The sequence below is a fragment of the Pontibacter korlensis genome (genome assembly GCF_000973725.1).
Classification (GTDB): domain Bacteria; phylum Bacteroidota; class Bacteroidia; order Cytophagales; family Hymenobacteraceae; genus Pontibacter; species Pontibacter korlensis.
The window spans coordinates 1,651,836-1,672,112 of sequence record NZ_CP009621.1; the positions used below are offsets into that span (position 1 = coordinate 1,651,836).

Below are 20,277 nucleotides of genomic sequence, written 5' to 3' on the forward strand. Positions count from 1 at the left end.
GAGAGAGATTAGGAGATTGCTTCTACTATAATCTTATTCTGGTTTAGTTTGACAATACGAACAGGAGTGTTGGGCGCAACAAACTCCCCCAGCGTCTGCACCTCGTGGTGTCGGTCTGCGAACAGTGCTGTACCTTGCGGCCGCAGCGCTGAAATTGTTCTTCCTTCTTCACCTAACTGCAGGGTATGCTGATAATCCTCATTTACGCGCCCCTTGTTCTGGTCTTTCAGCGCAAAGCGCGTCCAGCTGTCGGAGCGGAAACTATAGAAGAATGCCAGCCCGGCTATAAGAACAGTAATGGTAAGTATGATGTGGCCGGTATCGGTGCCTAGTGCTGCATAACCTATCCAAACGCCAATGGCTGTAAGTATAAAGCCTAGTATGCCTACAATGGTGGTGCCCGGCACAAAGATGAGCTCTACTATGATCAGGAGTAGGCCAATGCCGATAAGCGATATAACTGTGATCCAATCCAGTAGCATGGTAGGGCGCGATTACAGTCTACAATATAGCACTTTCTTCTTCATGTTATCATACTCACTGATACTTATTACAGAACTGCCTCCAATAGTCTGTAAAGCGCCTGTTTTATGTACTCCTGTAAAGCAAAAGCGCCACCTGCCGGGTGGCAGGTGGCGCTGGAAGTATCATCTAGAAGGACTATTAGTAGGCCTTGGCAAAGTATACGCGCTTCTTGCTTGGCTTACCAGTCAGCATATCCACGCCATCTTCTGCTGGTGTATCGAGAGCAATGCAGCGGATAGTTGCTTTGGTCTCTTCTTTGATGCGCTCCTCCGTTTCAGGAGTGCCATCCCAATGAGCAAGTATAAAGCCGCCTTTCGTCTCTAGCACCTGCTTAAACTCCTCATAAGAGTCAACTTTGGTAGTATGCTCTTCGCGGTAGTTAAGGGCTTTCTGGTAGATATTCTCCTGAATCTCGTCAAGAAGTGCCGGGATGTAATCTGCCAGCGCATCAAACTGCTGCGTGCTCTTTTCCTTTGTATCGCGGCGTGCAATTTCAGCAGTACCATTCTCCAGGTCACGGGCACCAATGGCAACACGAACAGGCACACCTTTCAGCTCCCACTCAGCAAATTTAAAGCCTGGGCGTTCAGTATCGCGGTCATCAAATTTCACACTGATGCCTTTGGCCAATAGCTCACGCTTCAGTTGATTTACTTTTTCGGTGATTTGCGCCAACTGCTCTTCTCCTTTGTAGATCGGAACAATCACCACTTGTATTGGAGCCAGTTTTGGAGGGAGCACTAAGCCTTCATCATCAGAGTGTGCCATTACCAAGGCGCCCATCAAGCGCGTGCTTACACCCCAGGAAGTGCCCCACACGTGCTCCAGGCCACCTTCTTTGGTAGCATACTTTACATCAAAGGCTTTGGCAAAGTTCTGGCCCAGGAAGTGGGAGGTACCTGCCTGAAGTGCCTTGCCGTCCTGCATCAAACCTTCGATGCAGTAAGTATCCAAAGCACCGGCAAAACGCTCGTTTGGTGTTTTAACACCTCGAACAACTGGCAGCGCCAGGTACTTCTCAGCAAAGGTAGCGTATACCTCCAGCATCTGTTCTGTCTCTGCTATGGCCTCTTTAGCCGTAGCATGTGCCGTATGGCCTTCCTGCCACAGGAACTCAGCAGTACGCAGGAACAGGCGCGTACGCATTTCCCAACGCACCACGTTTGCCCACTGGTTTATCAGCAGCGGTAGGTCACGGTAGCTTTGGATCCAATTTTTGTACGTATTCCAGATTACGGCTTCAGAGGTAGGACGCACGATCAGTTCTTCCTCCAATTTTGCGTTTGGGTCCACGCGCAGCTTTCCGGTATTATCCGGATCTGCCTGCAGGCGGTAGTGGGTTACTACAGCACACTCTTTCGCAAAGCCTTCTGCGTTCTGCTCTTCGGCCTCAAACAAGCTTTTGGGTACAAACAGGGGGAAGTATGCATTCTCATGACCGGTTGCTTTGAACATATCGTCCAGCACGCGCTGCATTTTTTCCCAGATGGCGAAACCGTACGGCTTAATGACCATACAGCCACGTACTGCCGAGTTCTCTGCAAGTCCCGCCTTCTTCACCAGCTCGTTATACCATAGCGAGTAATCGTCGCTTCTTTTAGGTAACCCTTTGCTCATTTTAATTTAGTTTATCTTTATTATCTAATAAATAATCCTTTTGGAACAAATTTTGTTATAATACAGACAGTGTCTGGACATCGTTCCGGCCCAAAAATACGTTAATAATATTATACTATAGATAAGGTTTTGCCCCAATTGTGATTATCTTTGATATAGAAGAAGTTAATACCTATCAGAACACCAGCAAAAGGCCATGAAAAGATATAAATTACTTACTCTAGCCCCCGTGCTTGCCCTGATGGCCGTTGGCTGTAGCAGCCCTGTTGCAATGCAGTCGTCGGAGTACGACGATATGTACTACAGCTCATCGGATCAGACAGTGTACGTGGAGCCGGCAGCACAGGTGCAGCCATCGACACAGGCACGCCAGCAGCAACAGCAACAATACGAGAACAGCAATAACAGTAACCAGGAGGCGCTTGCCGAAGGTGAGGTGCTGAACCCTGAGTACTCAGAAAGCTACATTACGCAGAATTATTCTGGAGACGAATACTATGATGGCCGTGCTTATGACGAGCGCGACAACTGGTATCGCCCGGACTATTCTTTTGTAGACCCATACTGGGGTAGTTCCTATGCTCCGCGCCGTATGAGCTATGCTTTCTACGACCCATTCTATGATCCGTTTTTTCATGATCCGTTTTACTACGACCCATTCTGGAGCAGTGCCCGTTTCAGAACAGGCGTAAGCATTAGCTTTAGCTATGGGTGGGGTCGTGGCTTCTACGGATTACCTCACTATGGTTATAGCAACTGGTGGCCAAACAGCTATGGATACGGCTTCTACAATGGCTACAACAGAGGGTTCTATAACGGCTATTATACCCACAACCCATATACATGGTACAACGATAGACCGGTAGTAATCGGCAAAGCTTCCCGTGTACAGTATGGCCCGCGCGATAGCCGCAATACGCAGCTAAACGGCAACACTACAGGAAGACCGGCAAGAGTGGAGCGAGGCGAGAACCTGGAGCAGCAGCAGCAAAGCCAGGGTGTTGTTGGTCGTCAGACACGCAGCAGCCGCAGCACAGTAGCTCCAAGCACTGGGTCTGCCAAGCCTGAGCTGCCATCAAGACCAAGTCGCCGTTCAGGCAATAGCACCAGGGTAGAGCAGCAGAGCGCACAGCCAGCTGTAACGCCAGGCAGCCGCAATACACGAACTCGTGAGTATACGCCAAGCCGCTCAACAGAGCCGCAGCAGCGCCGCGAGATACGTACGCGTACAATTGAGCGTAGCAGCCAGCCTAGCAGATCCATTGAGCGCAGTCGTTCAGTTGAAAGCCGCCCAAGCCGCAGCACTTTCGAGAGCCGCCCGAGTAGCTCACCAAGCCCATCTATCAACAGGAGCAGCAACAGCAGTAGCAATAGCTCGTCTTCGGGCAGCAGCAGCGGTGGTGGTCGTCCTACACGAGGAAACAATTAGCAGCATAGTATAAAAACTATATAACAAATGAAGAAGACACTATTGGCCAGCCTAGCCTTAATGCTAGGCTGGGGTGGTACTGCTTTTGCCCAAACCGAGGTAGATGCCCTGCGCTACTCACAAATGGGTATATCGGGTACTGCGCGAATACAAGGTATGGGTGGAGCACAAACAGCACTGGGAGCCGATATCTCCAGCCTTTCCGGTAATCCTGCCGGCTTGGGGATGTTCCGCCGCTCTGAGTTTACCGTTACCCCAGGAATACAGTCTTTCAACAACAACACCTCTATTTTAGGGGAGCGAAATACAAGCAGCAACAGCAACTTCGTGTTTCCGCAGTTGGGGGTGGTAGTTTCCAAAAGAAAAGGAGATGATGACCTGAGCGAGTGGCGAGGCCTTACTTTTGGGGTTGGCTTCACAAGGCTAAACAACTTTAACGAGCGTTATACTTCTTACCGTACTCAGTCTGGAGAAACTGACCCAACCATAGTAGAATACTTTGCAGACCTTGCAGCCGAGAATGGGCGTACCAGAGCAAGCCTGGATAATGAGTATGATGCCGGCATCACTACTTTAGAGGGCTTAGGTTATGGAGCCTATTTATTTGATGTGAATGAGGACGGAGAAATATTCGCCACCGAGCGTGTAGGCAGAATAGCTCAGCGTGAGGAAATCATCAGGAAAGGTGCTCAAAACCAGATCGACATAGGTGTGGGTACCAGCTACAAAGACAGACTCTATATTGGTGCTTCCCTGGGCATTGTAACGGTAGATTACTCACAGGAGAGCATTTATACTGAGGCTGAAGGAGAGCCAAGTACCTCCTTTACCAGCCTGGAGTATGTGGATGAATTTTCGACCTCTGGAGCAGGCGTAAACCTGAAGGTAGGTTTGATTGCCCGCCCGATAGATGCTTTACGCTTCGGTTTAAGCATACAAACACCAACAGCCTATACTTTTGACGATGACTACCAGCGCAGACTCTCTACTACGTTTGATGACGGTGTGGAAACAGCTGCTGAGGTTCCTGGTCAGTTCTCGTACCGCCTGGTAACCCCTTTCAGAGCTACTGGCGGTGTGGCAGTATTTGCCGGCAAGTATGGCTTTATAACTGCCGATGTAGAATTCGTGAACTACGGCAAGGCTAAGTATAGAGAGGATGATGACTTCTCTTCAGGCGGTTTCTTTGACGATATCAATGAGGGAGTTGCTAACAACAACAGCTCAGCTGTAAACTATAGAATCGGGGCAGAAGGCCGCTATGAAGTATTCAGGGTGCGCGCAGGCTATGCCTATAATGCTGATCCTGAAGGTGGCTCTAGCTATGATGCCGGCTTTATCAACTACAAGTATGGCCCAACACACAACTATACTTTCGGTGTTGGCATAAGGCTGCAGAACTTCTATGTAGATGCTGCTTACGTGCATTCACAACAGAATACTGACTACGCTCCTTTTGTAAGTGGTACGTCTTACTCTCCTTACTCACTTAGAACTACTGGAGAGCCTATGTTGAACATAGACAGAAAGCAGAGTTCAGCGCTCCTGACCTTAGGCTTTAACTTCTAAAAGAGAAAGTATAAACAGAAACGCAAAGCGGCAGCTTCTTAAAGGGGCTGCCGCTTTGCGTTTGCTCCAAGTGTAAAGCGTCGATTTTCTAAGGATCACCCTTAGAAAAAAGCCTGCTAGTTGATAATTTATTATAAAGTTGCCTCTAACGTAGCTAAGGGTACGGTTTTAGCAGCCTGTTTATGGCTAAACCACATTATTCCCCTAAATTAGAGGAGCTAAACTAAAACTAAATTTTAAAGCATGCATATCAGACTAAAATCAAATCTTTTGGCTGCCGTGCTTCTGTGTTTTGCCTTTGTGGCGCAGGCGCAGCAGAAAAAAGATATTACCCTGGAAGACATCTACCAGAAAGGTACATTCCGGGCAAAGTCGGTGTATGGCGTTAATTGGATGAGCGATGGCCGCTACTACAGTTCGCAGGTGCCCGACGAAAAGAACAGAGTATACGACATCGTAAAGTACGATGTAACGACAGGGCAGCCTGTTAATACCATTATTGAAGGTGAGAACCTGGTGCCGGCTGGCAGCAGTGCGCCAATCCAGTACGATGATTATACTTTCTCCTCAGATGAGCAGAAGGTGCTGTTCTCTACCGAAACAGAGCCAATCTACCGTCGCTCTTCTAAGGCAGAGTTTTACATCTACGACATCCCTACAAAAAAACTGACCAAGCTGAGCAGCGGAGGCAAGCAGATGTATGCTACTTTCTCGCCAGATGCTAAGCGTGTAGCCTTTGCCCGTGAGAATAACATGTTCGTAACGGACCTGAGCAATATGCAGGAAACGCAAATCACTACTGACGGCAAATTCAACTCTATCATCAACGGTTATGCAGATTGGGTGTATGAGGAAGAATTCAGCTTTGCACAAGGCTTCCACTGGTCACCGGACGGTAAAAAGATAGCCTTCTATACTTTTAACGAGACCAATGTACCGGAGTATAACATGCAAATGTGGGGCGATCTGTATCCGCAGGATTACAAGTTTAAGTACCCGAAAGCTGGTGAGGCTAACTCTGCAGTTAAGGTTTCGGTGTATGACGTGAACAATGGCAAAACTGTAAAGATGGATACTGGCAATGAAGCAGACATCTACATCCCGCGCATTAAGTGGACCAACGATGCAAACCTGCTGTCTATCCAGAAGATGACCCGCCTGCAGAACACACTGGAGATTCTGCACGCCAATGCTACCACAGGTAAAGCCAATGTAGTGCTGAAGGAGACTGACAAAGCTTACATCGACGTTACTGATGATTTGACTTACCTGAAAGATGGCAAATACTTTATCCACTCATCGGAGGTGAAGGGATACAACCACTTGTACCTGTACAACATGAACGGTAAGCTGGTGCGCCAGATCACCGCTGGTAACTGGGAGGTGAGCGAGTTTGTTGGTTACGATGAGAAAAACGACCGCCTGTACTACATGTCTACCGAAGTGTCGCCGCTGGATCGCCACTTGTACAGCATCAGTAGCAAGGGCAAGAAGAAGCAGCGCCTGACCCACAAGGAGGGTACACACCGCGTGAACATGAGTAACGACTTTAAGTACTACCTGGATTATTACTCTGCCGCCAATACAGTGCCAACCGTAAGCCTGCACACTGCTAAGGACGGTAAGCTGATAAAGTTGCTGGAGGACAACTCGCAACTGAAGAATACGCTGGCACAATTCGATGTTGCAAAGCAGGAGTTCTTCTCTATGAACACACCAGATGGCACCAAGCTGAACGGATGGATGATTAAACCAACAGATTTCGACCCGAACAAGAAGTACCCTGTGCTGATGTTCGTATACGGTGGTCCAGGTTCACAAACTGTAACCAACAGCTGGGGGGGTAGCAACTACCTGTGGCATCAGGTGCTTGCCGACAAAGGTGTGATCGTTGTGAGCGTAGATAACCGCGGTACCGGTGCCCGAGGCGCTGAGTTCAAGAAAGTGACCTATGCTAACCTGGGTAAGTATGAAATTGAGGACCAGATTGAGGCGGCTAAATGGCTGGGTAAGCAGCCTTACATAGATAAGGACCGCATTGGTATTTGGGGCCATAGCTTTGGCGGTTACATGACGCTGTTAGGCCTGACTAAAGGTGACGGCGTGTTTGCTGCAGGTATTTCAGTAGCTCCTGTAACTAACTGGAGATTCTACGACACAATCTATACTGAGCGCTTCCTGAAAACACCTCAGGAGAATGCTGCCGGTTATGATGACAACTCTCCGCTGAACTTCGCTGACCAGCTACAGGGCGAGCTACTGCTGATCCACGGTACTGGCGATGATAACGTGCATTTCCAAAATGCTGTAGCCATGCAGGACGCCTTGATCAGCGCTAATAAGCAATTCGAGAGCTTTTACTACCCGAACCGTAACCACAGCGTAGGTGGAGGCATTACGTCGCTGCACCGCTTTAAGATGATGACAGACTTCCTGGAGCGTAAGCTGATCAACAAGAAAGAAGTGAATCAATAAGTATAAGCTTCTCTGAAGTATGAAAAGGCCTGCCGGAAACGGTGGGCCTTTTTTAGCTTTTGAACTTTGAAAAACAGACCGATTGCCTACTTGAGCACCTTGACAATGTACTCCTGAAGCTTCTGTTTCTCTGCTTCCATTATCGGGAGCTTTGCAATACTCTGTTGTATCCAAACCAGCTTTCTATGTCGTTCATCAAAGTGGCTCGAGCTGTTGAAGGAAGGCTCCTTTCCAATCTCCAAAGCTAACTCCCGGATGAGGGAGGCCAGCTCATCAGCGTGGCTGGTGAGCTTGTTCAGAAGCTGCAGCAGGTAGTGAAGCAGTTCGTCGGTTTTGTGGTTTGGATACCGGATGTTGTGGTCTACTTCGCTCCAGCCATCTTCAAAAAGTGTTCTGAGTTGCACCTCAGCAAAGTAGCGCTGTTTGCAAGGTTGTGTTGCTATTACAAAGTGTACAGCCTTATACCCCGAAGGGTGCGACATAATTTTACAACCGTGCGAAGCAAAAGCCTGAAGGTGCGCATTGTCCTCATTGCCTCTTATATATGCGTAAGGAGGCCGCTTCAGCTGCCATACCTGCTGTATGTACCTACTGGTGTTCACCCACGACTCCTTGTAAAGATGCAGTACCCGCAAACCTATCAGGTCGTTGATCAGGTTTAGGTAGCTACTGCTGGTAAAATGCCTCTCGGGGTATTCTTTCTTTTTGCGAATGATCTTCTGGAGCAGGTGGAGCGGGTCCTTCAGCCGGTATTTAACAGAGTGTACACCCTCTACTTTTGTTAGCATGTTAGCCATGAACACAGCTATATCCTGTAGCTCACGCTGCCGGCTGGTGTAGTCGTTGTAGATTGCCAGCAGCTCCTTTGGCTCCAGCCTCTGCACATGCAAAGCCTGCTCGCTTGTACCAAGCAAGTCAAGTATAAAAGGCAGAGAGGCTGTATTTGCTTTGCTGTATTGAAGCATGCTGAAACGTTTCTTAAATAGTACGCTTCAGCAGTATAAAAGCACATAGTCACATATCTTAATCTTTTAAGCTATTCCTTTACCCCAAGCTGCGCATTGATAAGCGGCGTTTTAGGAGCCAAGAAAAAGCCTGTGAGGCTGGCAAACATAATTGGTATAAAGTGATGGAAGCCTGTTAAGGTAGAAAGCAGTATGATCGTGCTAATGGGCGTGCGCGTAACGCAGGCGTTGATGGCAGCCATGCAGCTAACAAGTATAAGCGGCAGGTTCTGGCCCGGAAACAGGTTGTTCACAATCAAACCAACGGTAGCGCCCACAAAGAACAGCGGAATAATAAAGCCCCCCCGCCAGCCAGAGGTAACGGTAAAGCTGATAGCCAGAATTTTAGCCACCAAAAGTATAAGCAGGAACTCCAGCGTTGTTTGTTCTTCTAAAAGTATATTGAGCTCGTCGTGGCTGAAGTAGCGGGAGAGGGGCACATAGTAGGCGATGGTGCCGATCAATAAACCTCCTACCATCATCTTTATATAAATCGGAACCCTCAACCTCTTAAACAAGCTGCGGCACTGGCGTACGGTAAAAATGAACAGCCAACCTGCAGCCGTACCTGCCAAAGCATAGAGCATGGCGTAGAAAAAGTCGTTTAGCTCAGGAGCGGAGTATACCGGGAAGTTCCAGGTGGGGCCGATGCCAATATGCGTGATAAGTATAAAGATGACATAGCTGGAGCAGCTGGCTACGAAAGCCGGTATAAGCGCCTGGTAATACTCCACCACGTGCTTGTGGTGCAGAATTTCGAGGGCAAACAAGGTGCCGCCAAGCGGTGCCCCGAATAGTGCGGTAAACGCGGCAGCCATACCGGCTATGGTAAGAGACCGAAGATCCTCGCCTCTTATTTTCATCTTTTTGGCGATCCAGGTTCCTGTAGAGCCTACCACTTGTACTAAAGGTGCCTCTGGTCCGGCGCTGCCGCCACTGGCAATGCATAGCCACGACGATAAGATCATAGATGGGTTATTTTTCGGCTCCAGGTGCCCTCCTTTAAAGCGTACGTTGTTTACGATGAGGTCCATCTCGCCAGGGTCTCCCAGTTTATGGATGATGAAACCTGCCAACAAACCTGCCGCAGCCATCAGCGGAATTACCCAAAGCCCCTGTATAGGAGCCAAGAAATGAAGAAATCCCTCCAATACAGTCCAGTAAAGGCCTGCAATAACACCACCAACAATACCAATAGCTACCCACAGCAGGAAAATCTTGCTGAAAACAAAAGGATTAAACTGTAAAGGATAGTTTAGCTGGTTACGAAGCGTAACAGCTAGTCGTCTTCTTCTAAAGTCCATCCTGCAAAGGTACGGATAAAGTGGAGAGGAGGTAAAGTTCCGTAGGGAAGTCGCAGTTTCAAGGACTATATCATGTTAATGTAAGCGCAAGCTTGAACTGCCAGGAGATTGATTTTCGAAAAAGACTTAAAAGCCCTTTTTAGAGAATAGGTAGTTTTGATCTTGCCAGCTCTTTTAGTCTAGAGACGGCCACACTGCCTATTTCCTTCTCAGAAAAAGACCATGCGGCGTATGGTTCATCCTGAAATAAGTACACAGTATCTTCTTCTTCTAAAAAGGCTCTGAAGCTGTCCCATTTTACAGAGGTTACAGATTGGTTCTGCATTACACTTACTTCGTCCTCTGTAAAGCTGAGCCTCATATCCGAAGAGCTTTCTTCTATACTTGACTGTGCAAGCTCTTTAAGTATAACCTTTCGGCGTTTATGCGTTCTCCATCTTAAATAGAGCAAGTATAGGCCAAAGCAAACCCAGAACAATGGCAGTATAAAAATTCCGGAGGCTCCATAACTGCTGTCTGTAAAGATGAAGATAAGTACGATAGCAACAGTAAAAACCGCATAAACAACGCCCCTGATAAGATATTTCCTGTTCGCAGCCGAAACCAGGTACCTATCAGTAAACAGCAGCTGCCTATACGTTTCTTCGAAGGATTTCTGGACAGGTATAAGCTCCATTCTTACAGCTTCACGCAAACATTCTGTGGCTCTGTAAAGAAGCGCAGTGCCTCAAAGCCACCTTCTCGGCCTACGCCGGAATTTCTCATGCCACCGAACGGCGTGCGCAGGTCGCGGAGGAGCCATGTGTTGATCCAGATAATGCCGCTGTGTACCTGGTGTGCCACGCGATGTGCCCGTTGTAGGTTATGTGTCCAGATGGTGGCGGAGAGGCCGTAGTCGGTGCAGTTAGCGTACTGGATAACTTCTTCTTCTGTGTCGAAAGGGGTGAGGGTAACGACAGGGCCAAAAATCTCTTCGGTGTTGGTGCGGCAGTTATAGGGCAGGCCTTCTATAACGGTGGGGGCGATAAACCAGCCCTTGGTGCAGCGCCCTTCTACTTGCACCTGGTGGCCGCCTGTAAGGATGGTGCCGCCTTCCTGTTTCGCCAGTTCAATATAAGACAGTACCTTCTGCATGTGCTGCTCTGATACCACTGCTCCTTGTTTGGTACCCTCCTCTAGCGGGTCGCCTACGGTCAAGGCCTTTACTTTCTCCACAAAAGCATCCCGGAACGTCTCATACAGTGGCAGCTCAATGAAGATGCGGGAGCCACAGAGACAGATTTGCCCCTGGTTGGCAAACGACGAGTGGATGGAAGTATGCAGTGCGTTGTTGAAGTCGCAATCAGCAAAGATGATGTTTGGGTTTTTGCCACCCAACTCCAGCGATAGTTTCTTGAACATAGGAGCTGCTGTGGCTGCTATAGCTCGCCCTGTTTTGGTGCCCCCAGTAAAGGAGATAACCGGTACTTCAGAGTGAGCCACAATGGCAGCTCCAACTTTATGACCATAGCCGTGCACGATGTTCAGTACACCAGCAGGTAGTCCTGCCTCTATGCATAGCTCCGATAGCAGGTAGGCCGTCATGGGAGTTACCTCAGATGGCTTGGCTACCACACAGTTACCAGCTGCCAGGGCAGGGGCAATTTTCCAGGTAAACAAGTATAAAGGCAGGTTCCAGGGCGAGATACAGCCTGCCACACCATGCGGATGCCGTACAGTATAGTTAATGGCCTCTGTGCCCTCCATATAATGCGCCTCTGAAGCAAAGTGCTGTATGGCCGTACCATAGAAACGCATGTTGCTGCTTGCACGTGGTATATCTACCGTCCTCGCCAGCTTTAGCGGTTTTCCGTTATCCACAGATTCAGCCTCAGCTAGGCAGTCCAGGTGCTGGTCGATCAGGTCTGCTATGTGCATCAGAATACGGCCACGCTTCTCGGCTGGCGTTTTAGACCATGCCGGAAAAGCTGCCTGTGCTGCCTGGGCCGCCCGCTCCACATCCTGCTCATCAGAGTCAGGTATAAGCGAGTATACTTCGCCAGTAGCCGGGTTATAGTTATCAATGTGCTGCCCTGCTACCGGCGCCACTAACTGGCCATTTATGTAGTTCTGGATCTGCTTCATAATAATATTGCTACATCACAGGTCTTTACCTTCTGAACCTCTCAAGAAAAAGCTTGAGCTTCCTTTGTATGCTCTTGCTGAAAGGCGCGAGTGCTATATGAATGCCAACAAGTAATACGAAAAACTTTGCAGGAACAGGATGATGGTTGCCTATCTCAAGCTGCTTGCCGATATACATCAACACTACCACAAGGTTTAGGCACATCAGGTGAAACAGATAATCTTCGGCCTTAAGCTTATACCAGGTGGATAGCCGTGACAATGCAGCAAGAAACCCAAGATTCAGCAGTAACAGCACCAGGAGCATTGCAGGTCAGATTAACCCATCCTGTACTATAAACACCCTGTTCGTCCGCCGTCTACTGGCACATTAATGCCGTTGATGTAAGCTGCGGCAGGTGTAGCCAGAAATGCTGCTGCAGCGGCCACTTCTTCGGGTTCTGCAAACCGGCGTGCAGGAATCTCTGCTTCCATCTCCTGGCGTACCTCCTCCTGGCTTTTTCCAGTTTTGCTCGCCTTGCTCTCAATTAGCGAAGTGATGCGACCAGTGTTGGTAGAGCCAGGCAGAACGTTGTTCACAGTGATACCGTGAGGCCCCAATTCATTAGCCATGGTTTTTGCCCAGCTAGCCACCGCCCCACGAATGGTGTTTGATACACCCAAACCATTTAGCGGCTGCTTTACAGAAGTGCTGATGATGTTAATGATGCGGCCATACTTTGCCTCTTTCATATAAGGTATCACGGCTTTAGCCAACAGGTGGTTTGCTATCAGGTGCTGGTTGAAAGCGGCCACAAACTCATCGCTGATCGCCTCTGTGATGGGGCCACCGGGAGGGCCTCCGGTATTGTTTACCAGGATGTGCACTTCCTGCTGTGCCTTCAGGTAAGCCTGCACGCTAATGTTCAACTCGTAGGGGTTTGTAAAGTCAGCAACAATGTAATCGTGCTTCTGGCCTTGCTGTGTATCTAGTTCAGTAACTACCTGCTGTAGTTTCTGCTCGTTACGAGCTACCAGTGTAACATTAGCTCCTAATTGCGCCAGCTCTACGGCTACGGCTTTGCCGATACCCTGTGTGCTGCCACACACCAGGGCGTGTTTGTTCTTCAGGTTTAAATCCATAGGCTAAATGTACGTAAAACTGCATAAAGAAGCATGAATGTGCTACTGGGGAAGCATACCAACTTTAGCATATTTTGCGTACTTTCATCTTATCAACCAAGTAACATACAGTGTATGGCTATACAACGAGCTTTTAATTTTAAGCAGTGGATTGAAGAGCACCGCCACCTGCTAAAACCCCCGGTAGGTAACCAGCAGGTGTTCAAGGGCAACGATGACTTTATTGTAATGGTAGTGGGTGGCCCTAACGCCCGTAAAGACTACCATTATGATGAAGGAGAAGAGTTCTTCTATCAGCTGGAGGGAGATATCGTTTTAAAAATTATTGAAGACGGCAAACAAGTGGATATCCCAATCAAAGAAGGAGAGATCTTCCTGCTTCCACCGCGTGTGCCGCACTCTCCGCAGCGCCCTGCTAACACTGTGGGCTTGGTAATGGAGCGCTACCGCAAACCCGGCGAGAAAGATGGCTTCTTGTGGTTCTGCGAGCACTGCGGCAATAAGCTTTACGAGGAGTATGCCGATGTAACCGATATTGTAGCGCAGCTGCCAGTAATCATGAGCCACTTCTGGGACAGCATGGAACACCGGACGTGCAAACAGTGTGGCGAAGTAATGGATCCACCGGCCAAACCTGCATAAGTCAATCACGCTTTTAAAGTATAAATTAGGAGACAGGCCGTAGCTGTGCCTCCTGGATACTGAAAGAACTTATGATCCTCAGCCACCCTAGCTTTACCACCGAGCGGCTTTCGCTGCGCCTAATTGAGCCTGCAGACGAGGCCTTTATACTTCAGGGGCTTTCGGATGTGAGGGTGACGGAGTTTTATGCGGTGCACTACAATACACTGGAGGAGGTGCAGGAGCAGATGAAGTTCTACGCAGACCTTATCCAGCGTAGCACAGGTATGTGGTGGGCCTTCTCGTTGAAGAGCAGCGGCGAATTAATTGGCGCCTGCGGCCTGAACAACCTGGAGCAGGAGCACCAAAAGGCTGAAATTGGATATTGGCTGTTGCCAGCATATTGGGGCAAGGGCTATGTACCAGAAGCTGCACGGGTCCTGCTAAACTATGGCTTTGGCAGCTTGGGGCTTAACCGCGTTGAGGCGATTGTAGAGGCTGGCAACACAGCTTCGGAAAGGGTGCTGCAGAAGCTTGGCTTTACCTACGAGGGCAGGCTGCGCGAGCGTGAAATCCAGCATGGCCACCCCGTCGATTTAATGTACTACGGACTTTCAAAGAAAGAATGGATGTAGCACCTATCCCTTTTACCGGAACACGTACGTAGGAAGTATAAGTACAAACACCGTCGGGTTGCCCCAAAGCGAGGGTGCCTGTAACTCTACTTTGAGCTTTATGCCAGACACTACGCCTATACTTACTGCTGATAACCTGCTGAAGATCGACATCCATACGCATATTCTGCCCGCAAAATGGCCGAACCTGCGGGAGCGTTATGGCTATGGCGGCTTTATCCGTCTGGAGCACCACAAGCCCTGCTGCGCCCGCATGATGATGGACGATAAGTTCTTTCGGGAGATACAGGACAATTGCTGGGATCCCAAAGTGCGCATGCATGAGTGCAGCCGACATAAGGTAGGGGTGCAGGTGCTTAGCACTGTGCCCGTAATGTTCAGCTACTGGGCCAAGCCGGAACATACCTACGATCTGTCGCAGATGCTTAACGACCACATTGCCGGTATTGTGGCTGATTATCCCGATCGCTTTGTAGGCCTCGGTACGTTACCAATGCAAGCCCCCGATTTAGCTATAAAAGAGTTGGAGCGCTGCATGAGGGAGCTAGGCATGGCGGGGGTGCAGATTGGTACCCACATCAACGACTGGAACCTGGAGGCACCGGAGCTGTTTCCTGTCTTTCAGGCCGCTGAAGAGTTGGGCGCAGCCATTTTTGTGCACCCCTGGGATATGATAGGGCAGAAGAAGATGAAAAAGTACTGGCTGCCCTGGCTGGTGGGCATGCCTGCCGAAACAAGTGTGGCTATCTGTTCCATGATCTTTGGCGGAGTGCTGGAGCGTCTGCCGAAGCTGCGGGTGGCTTTTGCCCATGGTGGAGGCTCCTTCCCGGCAACCATCGGCCGCATTGCCCACGGCTTTGAGGTGCGCCCCGATCTCTGTGCCGTCGATAACAACATAAACCCCCGGGAGTACCTGGGCAAGTTCTATGTGGACTCGCTGGTACACGACCCTGCAGCGCTGGAGTACCTGGTGAGCCTTGTTGGAGCTAACAGTATTGCCCTTGGCACTGACTACCCTTTTCCGCTTGGAGAACTAGAGCCTGGAAAATTGATTGAAGCAATGCCTTATGACATGGCTACCAAGGAGCGCATGCTGAGCGGTACTGCCCTGGAGTGGCTAAACCTGAGCAAGGAGCGTTTCATAAAAGAGGCACCATCTCTACTCTCTCCGAAAGAGTTTTAAAAGTTTCTTTAACAAAGGATGTATTATGCTTAATAGATCGGATTACGTATAAAGGAATCATCTGCTGAGAAAGAGCAACCAAATGCAGTGAGGCTACACAGGTGTAGGTTTAAGGTAAAAAGTACACGGGAAGAGACTATAAAATTTATTGCCTTACCTACTATTTTTCATACTTTGGCTAAATATTTGCACGTTGTAAGAGTATAAATTTCAACCTTTTATAGTATGCGTAAATTACTCTTTAGCCTGCTCTTTATGGGTGCCTTTGCCACGGCAGCACAAGCCCAGAAGGAGTTTGCACATATAGACCTGCCCATGAGCCGCGCCGAGGACCTTGTATCGGTGGCAGATGATGAGGGATACGTGGTCGTATACTTCTATCAGGGGGGCAACCTTAACTTTGCCATGCTTTCGCCAAGCGGCGAGAAGTTGGCACAGCACGAAATCCCATACCGCTATGCAAAGGACCCGCAGATAATGGGCACCCGTGTAACGGATGAGGAATTTGTGTTCTACAGCCGCTATATCAACGGCCGGCGCGAGTATGTCCGTCCTTTTGCCATCAACCGCCACACCGGAGCATTCCGCAGCCTGCAGGATGTGCAGCTAAAGCTGGAGCGTAACGTGACCTTCGTAGGTGGCTTTGGTGACGAAGATCACTTCTACATGCTCTACACCGACAAAAACAGCAACCTGCACCTGTACCGCGACTCTGACGAGAATGTGGCTACCATGGATTACCAGCTGTTTCAAGCCGAGGATATGCCCCGCACCCGCGATCGCTATGCTCGCGAGTCTGGTATGATCTACGTGCACCCGGACCTGGAGCGCAATGTGTTTACAGGCCATCACCGCAGTAAGATCTACTCGCGGGGCGATAAGCTGCACATGATTTTCGATGGATACTTTTTGCGTGGCAAGAACTCCAAAGAAACGACAACCGAAATACTAACCCTGGATTGGAATACCGGCAAAACGCAGTACCGTACCTTGCCTGTTATTGAGCAGCGTAATGCTCCTAGCTTCAACTCGTTCCTGCACCAGGACAAACTCTTTAGGGTAAACCTGGAGAAAGATAAGTTTAAGCTAACCGCTTACGATTTTAACACGCTGCAGCCTTTGAAGGAGTATGCCTTCACCGACAAGGAGGAGCTAGCCCTTAAGTCTACGCCTGTGTATCAACGCGGCTCGGGCGGCTTGTTTTCTTCTGGGTATGAGGTAATCGAGAAGGAGGATAAGGTAATGAAGAACCTCGCTAGCGGTATACCTGCCATCACGGTAGATACTTACAGCGATAGTACATTACAGCTTACTATTGGCTCTTATAAAGCGCCAACAGAACGCAATGGCCGCGACGATCGCAGCCGTATGGTAAGAACACCAGACCGCTATGTGCGTACTTCGCGTGGCCTGATGCTAATACCAGGTAGATGGACTCCTGCTTATAATATTCCGAGCTATTACCTAAGCTCGCCATACTATAGCCGCTACTTCTATGATCCGTTTGGGCAAGGTGGCAACATACCAACTGGTCCGGGTATAAGTACATACTTCCACACAGTATTGGATGCCAATAGCCTGACTAAAGTAGAGCAGGAAGGCGAGGTAGAGGTGCTGCAGGAAAGAATAGAAGAGTATGAGCGTAACCTGAAGCCAGAGCCTGAGTTCCAGACGATCTATCGCTACAAAGATAAGCTGCATTATGGCTACTACGACCGTAAGGCACGCACTTTCCGCATTGTAGAGTTTGCCCACGGCCAAGAGCCAGCACAGCCTGCTCAGGAATAGCAAATGCACTGCAAAAGTAAAAAGCCCCACTGGTGATGATAACCGGTGGGGCTTTTCTTTTTCTTCTTAAGTTCGTCTATTGCTTCTCTTGCATCAGTTTGTCTACACGCTGTTGTAGTGTCTGGTCCTGGCGGTAAGCCATCATAATCTGCTCATACTTTTCAAGTGACATACCGTCTTTCTGTATCGCAGTCTCAAAGTCTTTTTGCAGGGTCGGCTGCATCTCCATCATGCGTTGTGCCGCGTTGTTGAAGGCAGCCATTTCTTCTGGTGTAGCATCTACTTCGTTAAGCTTCTGCTGCTGGTGCGCCTGTGCCATTTGGTTAAATTTATCGACACTAAGTTTTTCTTCCTCCAGAATTCCCATCATGGCTTTCTCGCTTTCCTGCTGTACCACCATCAGGCGTGCACTAGCATCGGCAAACTGCTTTAAATCTGCATCAGAAAAATTCTGAGGCTGTGTTTGCTGCGTTTGGGGAGTGGCTTGTTGTGCCATGGAGGCAGGTGCTGCCAGGGTAGCACCAAATATAAGCGCGGCAAGGGCTGCGCCTTTAAGATTTAGCTTCAGGTTCATAAAAGAGGGAATTTTTATTTAAGACGTGAAAGAATGATTAAGGCTAGCATCCTGCTAGGTAACACCTTTTATACCTCTGGTATGTGAAAATTGTTTTGAAGGCAGGAAGGCGACACCCTGAAAGAATGGATAGACTATAGAGCAAATATGCTGAACTCGGTAGTGAGTAAGTGAAGATGCTACTCCTGCTGCTTACTCTCTGGATAGGCTTTGAAGTATGACTATTCCTGTTGCCTATACTTCTGCCGCAGCGTATTTCTTTAGCTTCTCCTTTTTAACAAGCTGCTTCTCCAGCAGTTTCTGTACTTGCGGTTTGTTGTAGTCTTCTATGCCTTTGATGTGCTTCATTACCTTTTTCATGATCTCATCCTGCTGCCTGCCAGTTTCGAGGGCATAGGAGTAAGGCAGGTCGGAGAAGGTAACCATAGAGTAAAGCGTAATCCAGCGATCGGGGTATTGCTCTGATATTTTCGACTCTATTTTCTTACGGAGCAGGAAGCGTGGATCTGCTACCTTGTCGCGCATTTCAATAAAGTTGAGCACAGCTAACTCGGCAATGGCATCTGCATTAGGCTTGCGTTGCTTCTCAAAAGCTTCAAACAGCTCTTGCCAATCGTCGCCATCAAAGCTATCCAGCATTTGATCCAGTACAGTGATGTCTTCGAAGCCGGCATTCATGCCTTGCCCGTAAAAAGGCACTACTGCGTGGCAGGCATCACCTATCAATAAAGATTTGCCCTGGTAGCTCCACGGGAAGCATTTGATAGTAACCAACGAGCCCACTGGATTTGTAAAATACTCTTTTGCCAGATCAGGCATTAGCGGAACAGCATCCGGAAAAACTTCATTGAAGAAGTTCATAAGGCCTTCTTCGCTCTTGATGGTGGTAAAGGAGCGCTCACCTTCGTAAGGAAAAAAAAGGGTGCAGGTAAAGCTGCCGTCTATGTTGGGCAGGGCAATCATCATGTAGTTGCCGCGCGGCCAAATGTGTAGAGCGTTTTTCTCGATAGCCCAACTTCCGTCGGCAGTGGGCGGTATCGAAAGCTCCTTATAGCCATACTCCAGATAACTCTGCTCATAGTTGTAGCGCTCCGTTTTCTGCATCGCTCCCCGCACTACAGAATAAGCCCCGTCAGCGCCAAAGAGAAGATCAGGCTGTATTGTCTCGTTATTGCCGGTCTCCAGGTTACGCAGCCGTATCTCGTTAGTGCGCAGGTCTACATCAGTGGCCTGCCGGCTGAAGTGGTAAGTAATGTTGGGGTTCGGCTCCGAGATGTTCATGAGCGCCGCATTCAAGCCGCTCCTGGATACGGAGTAAATAGATTGCCCCTCTTTGCCATAGGGCTGAAAGGTAAGGTTTCCCTGTTCGTCGTGCATCATGCGGCCATGCATGGGTACAGCTACCTTACGCATTTCTTCTTCTATGCCGATGCTTTTTAAGGCGCGCCAGCCACGGTCGCTGAGGGCAAGGTTAATGGAGCGCCCACCGTCCACAACGTTCTTTCGGAGGTCGGGGCGGCGCTCATACAGGTCTACCTTGTGGCCGCGCTTAGCCAGGTACAGCGACAGCAGCGAGCCTACCAAACCAGCTCCCATGATAGCAATATTCTTTTTCTCGGTCATAGTGTATCAGAGGGCAAAGCCTCTTGTAAGTGTAAAATAACAGTTTCCGCAGCGCTTTGGCAAACTTGTTAGTCCATCACATACCGGAATGTAAGGTTGATGCGTGGTTGTACGGCTTTGGTAGTTTTGGGGATATGATGAAGCCAGTGGTGTTGTGTAGGGCCCTGCATGAGTAGTAAGCTACCATGCGTCAGGACGATGCGAAGGGGTATAATGTCTTGGCGGTGGCGGTGCTTAAAGGCAAAACGGCGCTCGCCGCCAAAGCTCAGGCTGGCTATACTTGGTTCCTGCCCCAGCTCCGGCTCATCGTCTGCATGCCAGCCCATGCTGTCCTGACCGGTTCGGTAGAGGTTTAGCAGGACACTGTTATACTTTCGGTTGCTGGCTTTCTCTACTTTTTCTTTTAGCTCCTGCAGCACAGGTAGCCATGGCTGCGGCTTGTTGTGCAGACCAGAGTAGGTATAGCCCTTATCGCCGTACCAGGCTGTGAGGCGGGGCATGGGTAGCTGCCGGCCAAACATCCTTATACTTTCCTGCTGCCAGCCCACCTCCTGCATCAGCCGCTCAAAGTATAAATTGCTCTCTGAGGCAGGTATAAAATCAGGGGCAAAGTATACCTCAGCATCAAGTAGGTGTAGGCGTTGCAGGTTTCTAGGGTTATCGCGCATCGGAGTTTATAGAAGC

17 protein-coding genes are annotated in these 20,277 nt (G+C 49.2%); 7 read left to right on the top strand and 10 right to left on the bottom strand.

The window, feature by feature from the left end; genetic code table 11:
• Nucleotides 1-8 precede the first annotated feature (8 nt).
• Nucleotides 9-482 (bottom strand): NfeD family protein, encoded by a 474-nt coding sequence (locus PKOR_RS07025; protein WP_046309939.1) that lies wholly within the window; start codon nucleotides 480-482, stop codon nucleotides 9-11.
• A 181-nt stretch (nucleotides 483-663) separates the two neighbouring features.
• The gene (gene proS, locus PKOR_RS07030) at nucleotides 664-2,142 is read right to left on the bottom strand and encodes a proline--tRNA ligase (protein ID WP_046309940.1); all 1,479 of its coding nucleotides are present in this window, start codon (nucleotides 2,140-2,142) and stop codon (nucleotides 664-666) included.
• A 196-nt stretch (nucleotides 2,143-2,338) separates the two neighbouring features.
• Between proS and PKOR_RS07035 the strand changes: the two genes are divergently transcribed.
• The 3 genes from PKOR_RS07035 (at nucleotide 2,339) to PKOR_RS07045 (ending at nucleotide 7,615) form a co-directional block, all read left to right on the top strand.
• Nucleotides 2,339-3,571: a hypothetical protein gene (locus tag PKOR_RS07035; RefSeq protein ID WP_046309941.1), complete on the top strand. Its 1,233-nt coding sequence runs from the start codon at nucleotides 2,339-2,341 to the stop codon at nucleotides 3,569-3,571.
• 27 nt (nucleotides 3,572-3,598) lie between these two features.
• Nucleotides 3,599-5,140, top strand: a complete 1,542-nt coding sequence (locus PKOR_RS07040) for an OmpP1/FadL family transporter (RefSeq protein WP_046309942.1) — start codon at nucleotides 3,599-3,601, stop codon at nucleotides 5,138-5,140.
• A gap of 243 nt (nucleotides 5,141-5,383) precedes the next feature.
• Nucleotides 5,384-7,615 carry a S9 family peptidase gene (locus PKOR_RS07045; RefSeq protein WP_046309943.1) on the top strand — a complete coding sequence of 744 codons (2,232 nt, stop codon included), beginning with the start codon at nucleotides 5,384-5,386 and terminating at the stop codon, nucleotides 7,613-7,615.
• A gap of 86 nt (nucleotides 7,616-7,701) precedes the next feature.
• Here the strand turns inward: PKOR_RS07045 and PKOR_RS07050 are convergent, their stop codons facing one another.
• The 5 genes from PKOR_RS07050 to PKOR_RS07075 form a co-directional block, all read right to left on the bottom strand.
• Nucleotides 7,702-8,580, bottom strand: a complete 879-nt coding sequence (locus PKOR_RS07050) for a RelA/SpoT domain-containing protein (protein ID WP_046309944.1) — start codon at nucleotides 8,578-8,580, stop codon at nucleotides 7,702-7,704.
• Between the two features lie 71 nt (nucleotides 8,581-8,651).
• Nucleotides 8,652-9,923: a chloride channel protein gene (locus tag PKOR_RS07055; protein WP_046309945.1), complete on the bottom strand. Its 1,272-nt coding sequence runs from the start codon at nucleotides 9,921-9,923 to the stop codon at nucleotides 8,652-8,654.
• A gap of 139 nt (nucleotides 9,924-10,062) precedes the next feature.
• A complete protein-coding gene (locus tag PKOR_RS07060) occupies nucleotides 10,063-10,599 on the bottom strand; it encodes a hypothetical protein (RefSeq protein ID WP_046309946.1) in 537 nt (178 codons plus the stop codon).
• A 2-nt stretch (nucleotides 10,600-10,601) separates the two neighbouring features.
• Nucleotides 10,602-12,047, bottom strand: coding sequence for an aldehyde dehydrogenase (locus tag PKOR_RS07065; protein WP_046309947.1), 1,446 nt, complete (start codon nucleotides 12,045-12,047; stop codon nucleotides 10,602-10,604).
• A 333-nt stretch (nucleotides 12,048-12,380) separates the two neighbouring features.
• The gene (locus PKOR_RS07075) at nucleotides 12,381-13,169 is read right to left on the bottom strand and encodes an SDR family oxidoreductase (protein WP_046309949.1); all 789 of its coding nucleotides are present in this window, start codon (nucleotides 13,167-13,169) and stop codon (nucleotides 12,381-12,383) included.
• 114 nt (nucleotides 13,170-13,283) lie between these two features.
• Between PKOR_RS07075 and PKOR_RS07080 the strand changes: the two genes are divergently transcribed.
• The 4 genes from PKOR_RS07080 to PKOR_RS07095 all read left to right on the top strand — a co-directional run bounded on the left by PKOR_RS07080 (nucleotide 13,284) and on the right by PKOR_RS07095 (nucleotide 17,396).
• Nucleotides 13,284-13,811: a 3-hydroxyanthranilate 3,4-dioxygenase gene (locus PKOR_RS07080; RefSeq protein WP_046309950.1), complete on the top strand. Its 528-nt coding sequence runs from the start codon at nucleotides 13,284-13,286 to the stop codon at nucleotides 13,809-13,811.
• A 71-nt stretch (nucleotides 13,812-13,882) separates the two neighbouring features.
• The gene (locus PKOR_RS07085) at nucleotides 13,883-14,425 is read left to right on the top strand and encodes a GNAT family N-acetyltransferase (protein ID WP_046309951.1); all 543 of its coding nucleotides are present in this window, start codon (nucleotides 13,883-13,885) and stop codon (nucleotides 14,423-14,425) included.
• Between the two features lie 100 nt (nucleotides 14,426-14,525).
• Entirely contained in the window at nucleotides 14,526-15,608 is a 1,083-nt protein-coding gene (locus tag PKOR_RS07090; RefSeq protein ID WP_200897431.1) for an amidohydrolase family protein, read from the top strand.
• Nucleotides 15,609-15,833: 225 nt separating this feature from the next.
• The gene (locus PKOR_RS07095; protein WP_046309952.1) at nucleotides 15,834-17,396 is read left to right on the top strand and encodes a hypothetical protein; all 1,563 of its coding nucleotides are present in this window, start codon (nucleotides 15,834-15,836) and stop codon (nucleotides 17,394-17,396) included.
• A gap of 76 nt (nucleotides 17,397-17,472) precedes the next feature.
• Here the strand turns inward: PKOR_RS07095 and PKOR_RS07100 are convergent, their stop codons facing one another.
• The 3 genes from PKOR_RS07100 to PKOR_RS07110 all read right to left on the bottom strand — a co-directional run bounded on the left by PKOR_RS07100 (nucleotide 17,473) and on the right by PKOR_RS07110 (nucleotide 20,261).
• Complete coding sequence (locus tag PKOR_RS07100; RefSeq protein ID WP_046309953.1) at nucleotides 17,473-17,970, bottom strand: DUF4168 domain-containing protein; 498 nt, start codon at nucleotides 17,968-17,970, stop codon at nucleotides 17,473-17,475.
• A gap of 234 nt (nucleotides 17,971-18,204) precedes the next feature.
• The gene (locus PKOR_RS07105; RefSeq protein WP_046309954.1) at nucleotides 18,205-19,593 is read right to left on the bottom strand and encodes an FAD-dependent oxidoreductase; all 1,389 of its coding nucleotides are present in this window, start codon (nucleotides 19,591-19,593) and stop codon (nucleotides 18,205-18,207) included.
• 68 nt (nucleotides 19,594-19,661) lie between these two features.
• Nucleotides 19,662-20,261, bottom strand: a complete 600-nt coding sequence (locus tag PKOR_RS07110) for an alpha-ketoglutarate-dependent dioxygenase AlkB family protein (protein ID WP_046309955.1) — start codon at nucleotides 20,259-20,261, stop codon at nucleotides 19,662-19,664.
• Nucleotides 20,262-20,277 lie beyond the last annotated feature (16 nt).

What these genes read in the sequence shown, in the direction of transcription:
- PKOR_RS07055 (WP_046309945.1), bottom strand. Translation starts at nt 9,923, where the DNA reads ATGGACTTTAGAAGAAGACGACTAGCTGTTACGCTTCGTAACCAGCTA.
- PKOR_RS07075 (WP_046309949.1), bottom strand. Translation starts at nt 13,169, where the DNA reads ATGGATTTAAACCTGAAGAACAAACACGCCCTGGTGTGTGGCAGCACA.
- PKOR_RS07095 (WP_046309952.1), top strand. Translation starts at nt 15,834, where the DNA reads ATGCGTAAATTACTCTTTAGCCTGCTCTTTATGGGTGCCTTTGCCACG.
- PKOR_RS07090 (WP_200897431.1), top strand. Translation starts at nt 14,526, where the DNA reads ATGCCAGACACTACGCCTATACTTACTGCTGATAACCTGCTGAAGATC.
- PKOR_RS07080 (WP_046309950.1), top strand. Translation starts at nt 13,284, where the DNA reads ATGGCTATACAACGAGCTTTTAATTTTAAGCAGTGGATTGAAGAGCAC.
- PKOR_RS07105 (WP_046309954.1), bottom strand. Translation starts at nt 19,593, where the DNA reads ATGACCGAGAAAAAGAATATTGCTATCATGGGAGCTGGTTTGGTAGGC.
- PKOR_RS07025 (WP_046309939.1), bottom strand. Translation starts at nt 482, where the DNA reads ATGCTACTGGATTGGATCACAGTTATATCGCTTATCGGCATTGGCCTA.
- PKOR_RS07100 (WP_046309953.1), bottom strand. Translation starts at nt 17,970, where the DNA reads ATGAACCTGAAGCTAAATCTTAAAGGCGCAGCCCTTGCCGCGCTTATA.
- PKOR_RS07035 (WP_046309941.1), top strand. Translation starts at nt 2,339, where the DNA reads ATGAAAAGATATAAATTACTTACTCTAGCCCCCGTGCTTGCCCTGATG.
- PKOR_RS07060 (WP_046309946.1), bottom strand. Translation starts at nt 10,599, where the DNA reads ATGGAGCTTATACCTGTCCAGAAATCCTTCGAAGAAACGTATAGGCAG.
- PKOR_RS07110 (WP_046309955.1), bottom strand. Translation starts at nt 20,261, where the DNA reads ATGCGCGATAACCCTAGAAACCTGCAACGCCTACACCTACTTGATGCT.
- PKOR_RS07065 (WP_046309947.1), bottom strand. Translation starts at nt 12,047, where the DNA reads ATGAAGCAGATCCAGAACTACATAAATGGCCAGTTAGTGGCGCCGGTA.
- proS (WP_046309940.1), bottom strand. Translation starts at nt 2,142, where the DNA reads ATGAGCAAAGGGTTACCTAAAAGAAGCGACGATTACTCGCTATGGTAT.
- PKOR_RS07040 (WP_046309942.1), top strand. Translation starts at nt 3,599, where the DNA reads ATGAAGAAGACACTATTGGCCAGCCTAGCCTTAATGCTAGGCTGGGGT.
- PKOR_RS07045 (WP_046309943.1), top strand. Translation starts at nt 5,384, where the DNA reads ATGCATATCAGACTAAAATCAAATCTTTTGGCTGCCGTGCTTCTGTGT.
- PKOR_RS07050 (WP_046309944.1), bottom strand. Translation starts at nt 8,580, where the DNA reads ATGCTTCAATACAGCAAAGCAAATACAGCCTCTCTGCCTTTTATACTT.
- PKOR_RS07085 (WP_046309951.1), top strand. Translation starts at nt 13,883, where the DNA reads ATGATCCTCAGCCACCCTAGCTTTACCACCGAGCGGCTTTCGCTGCGC.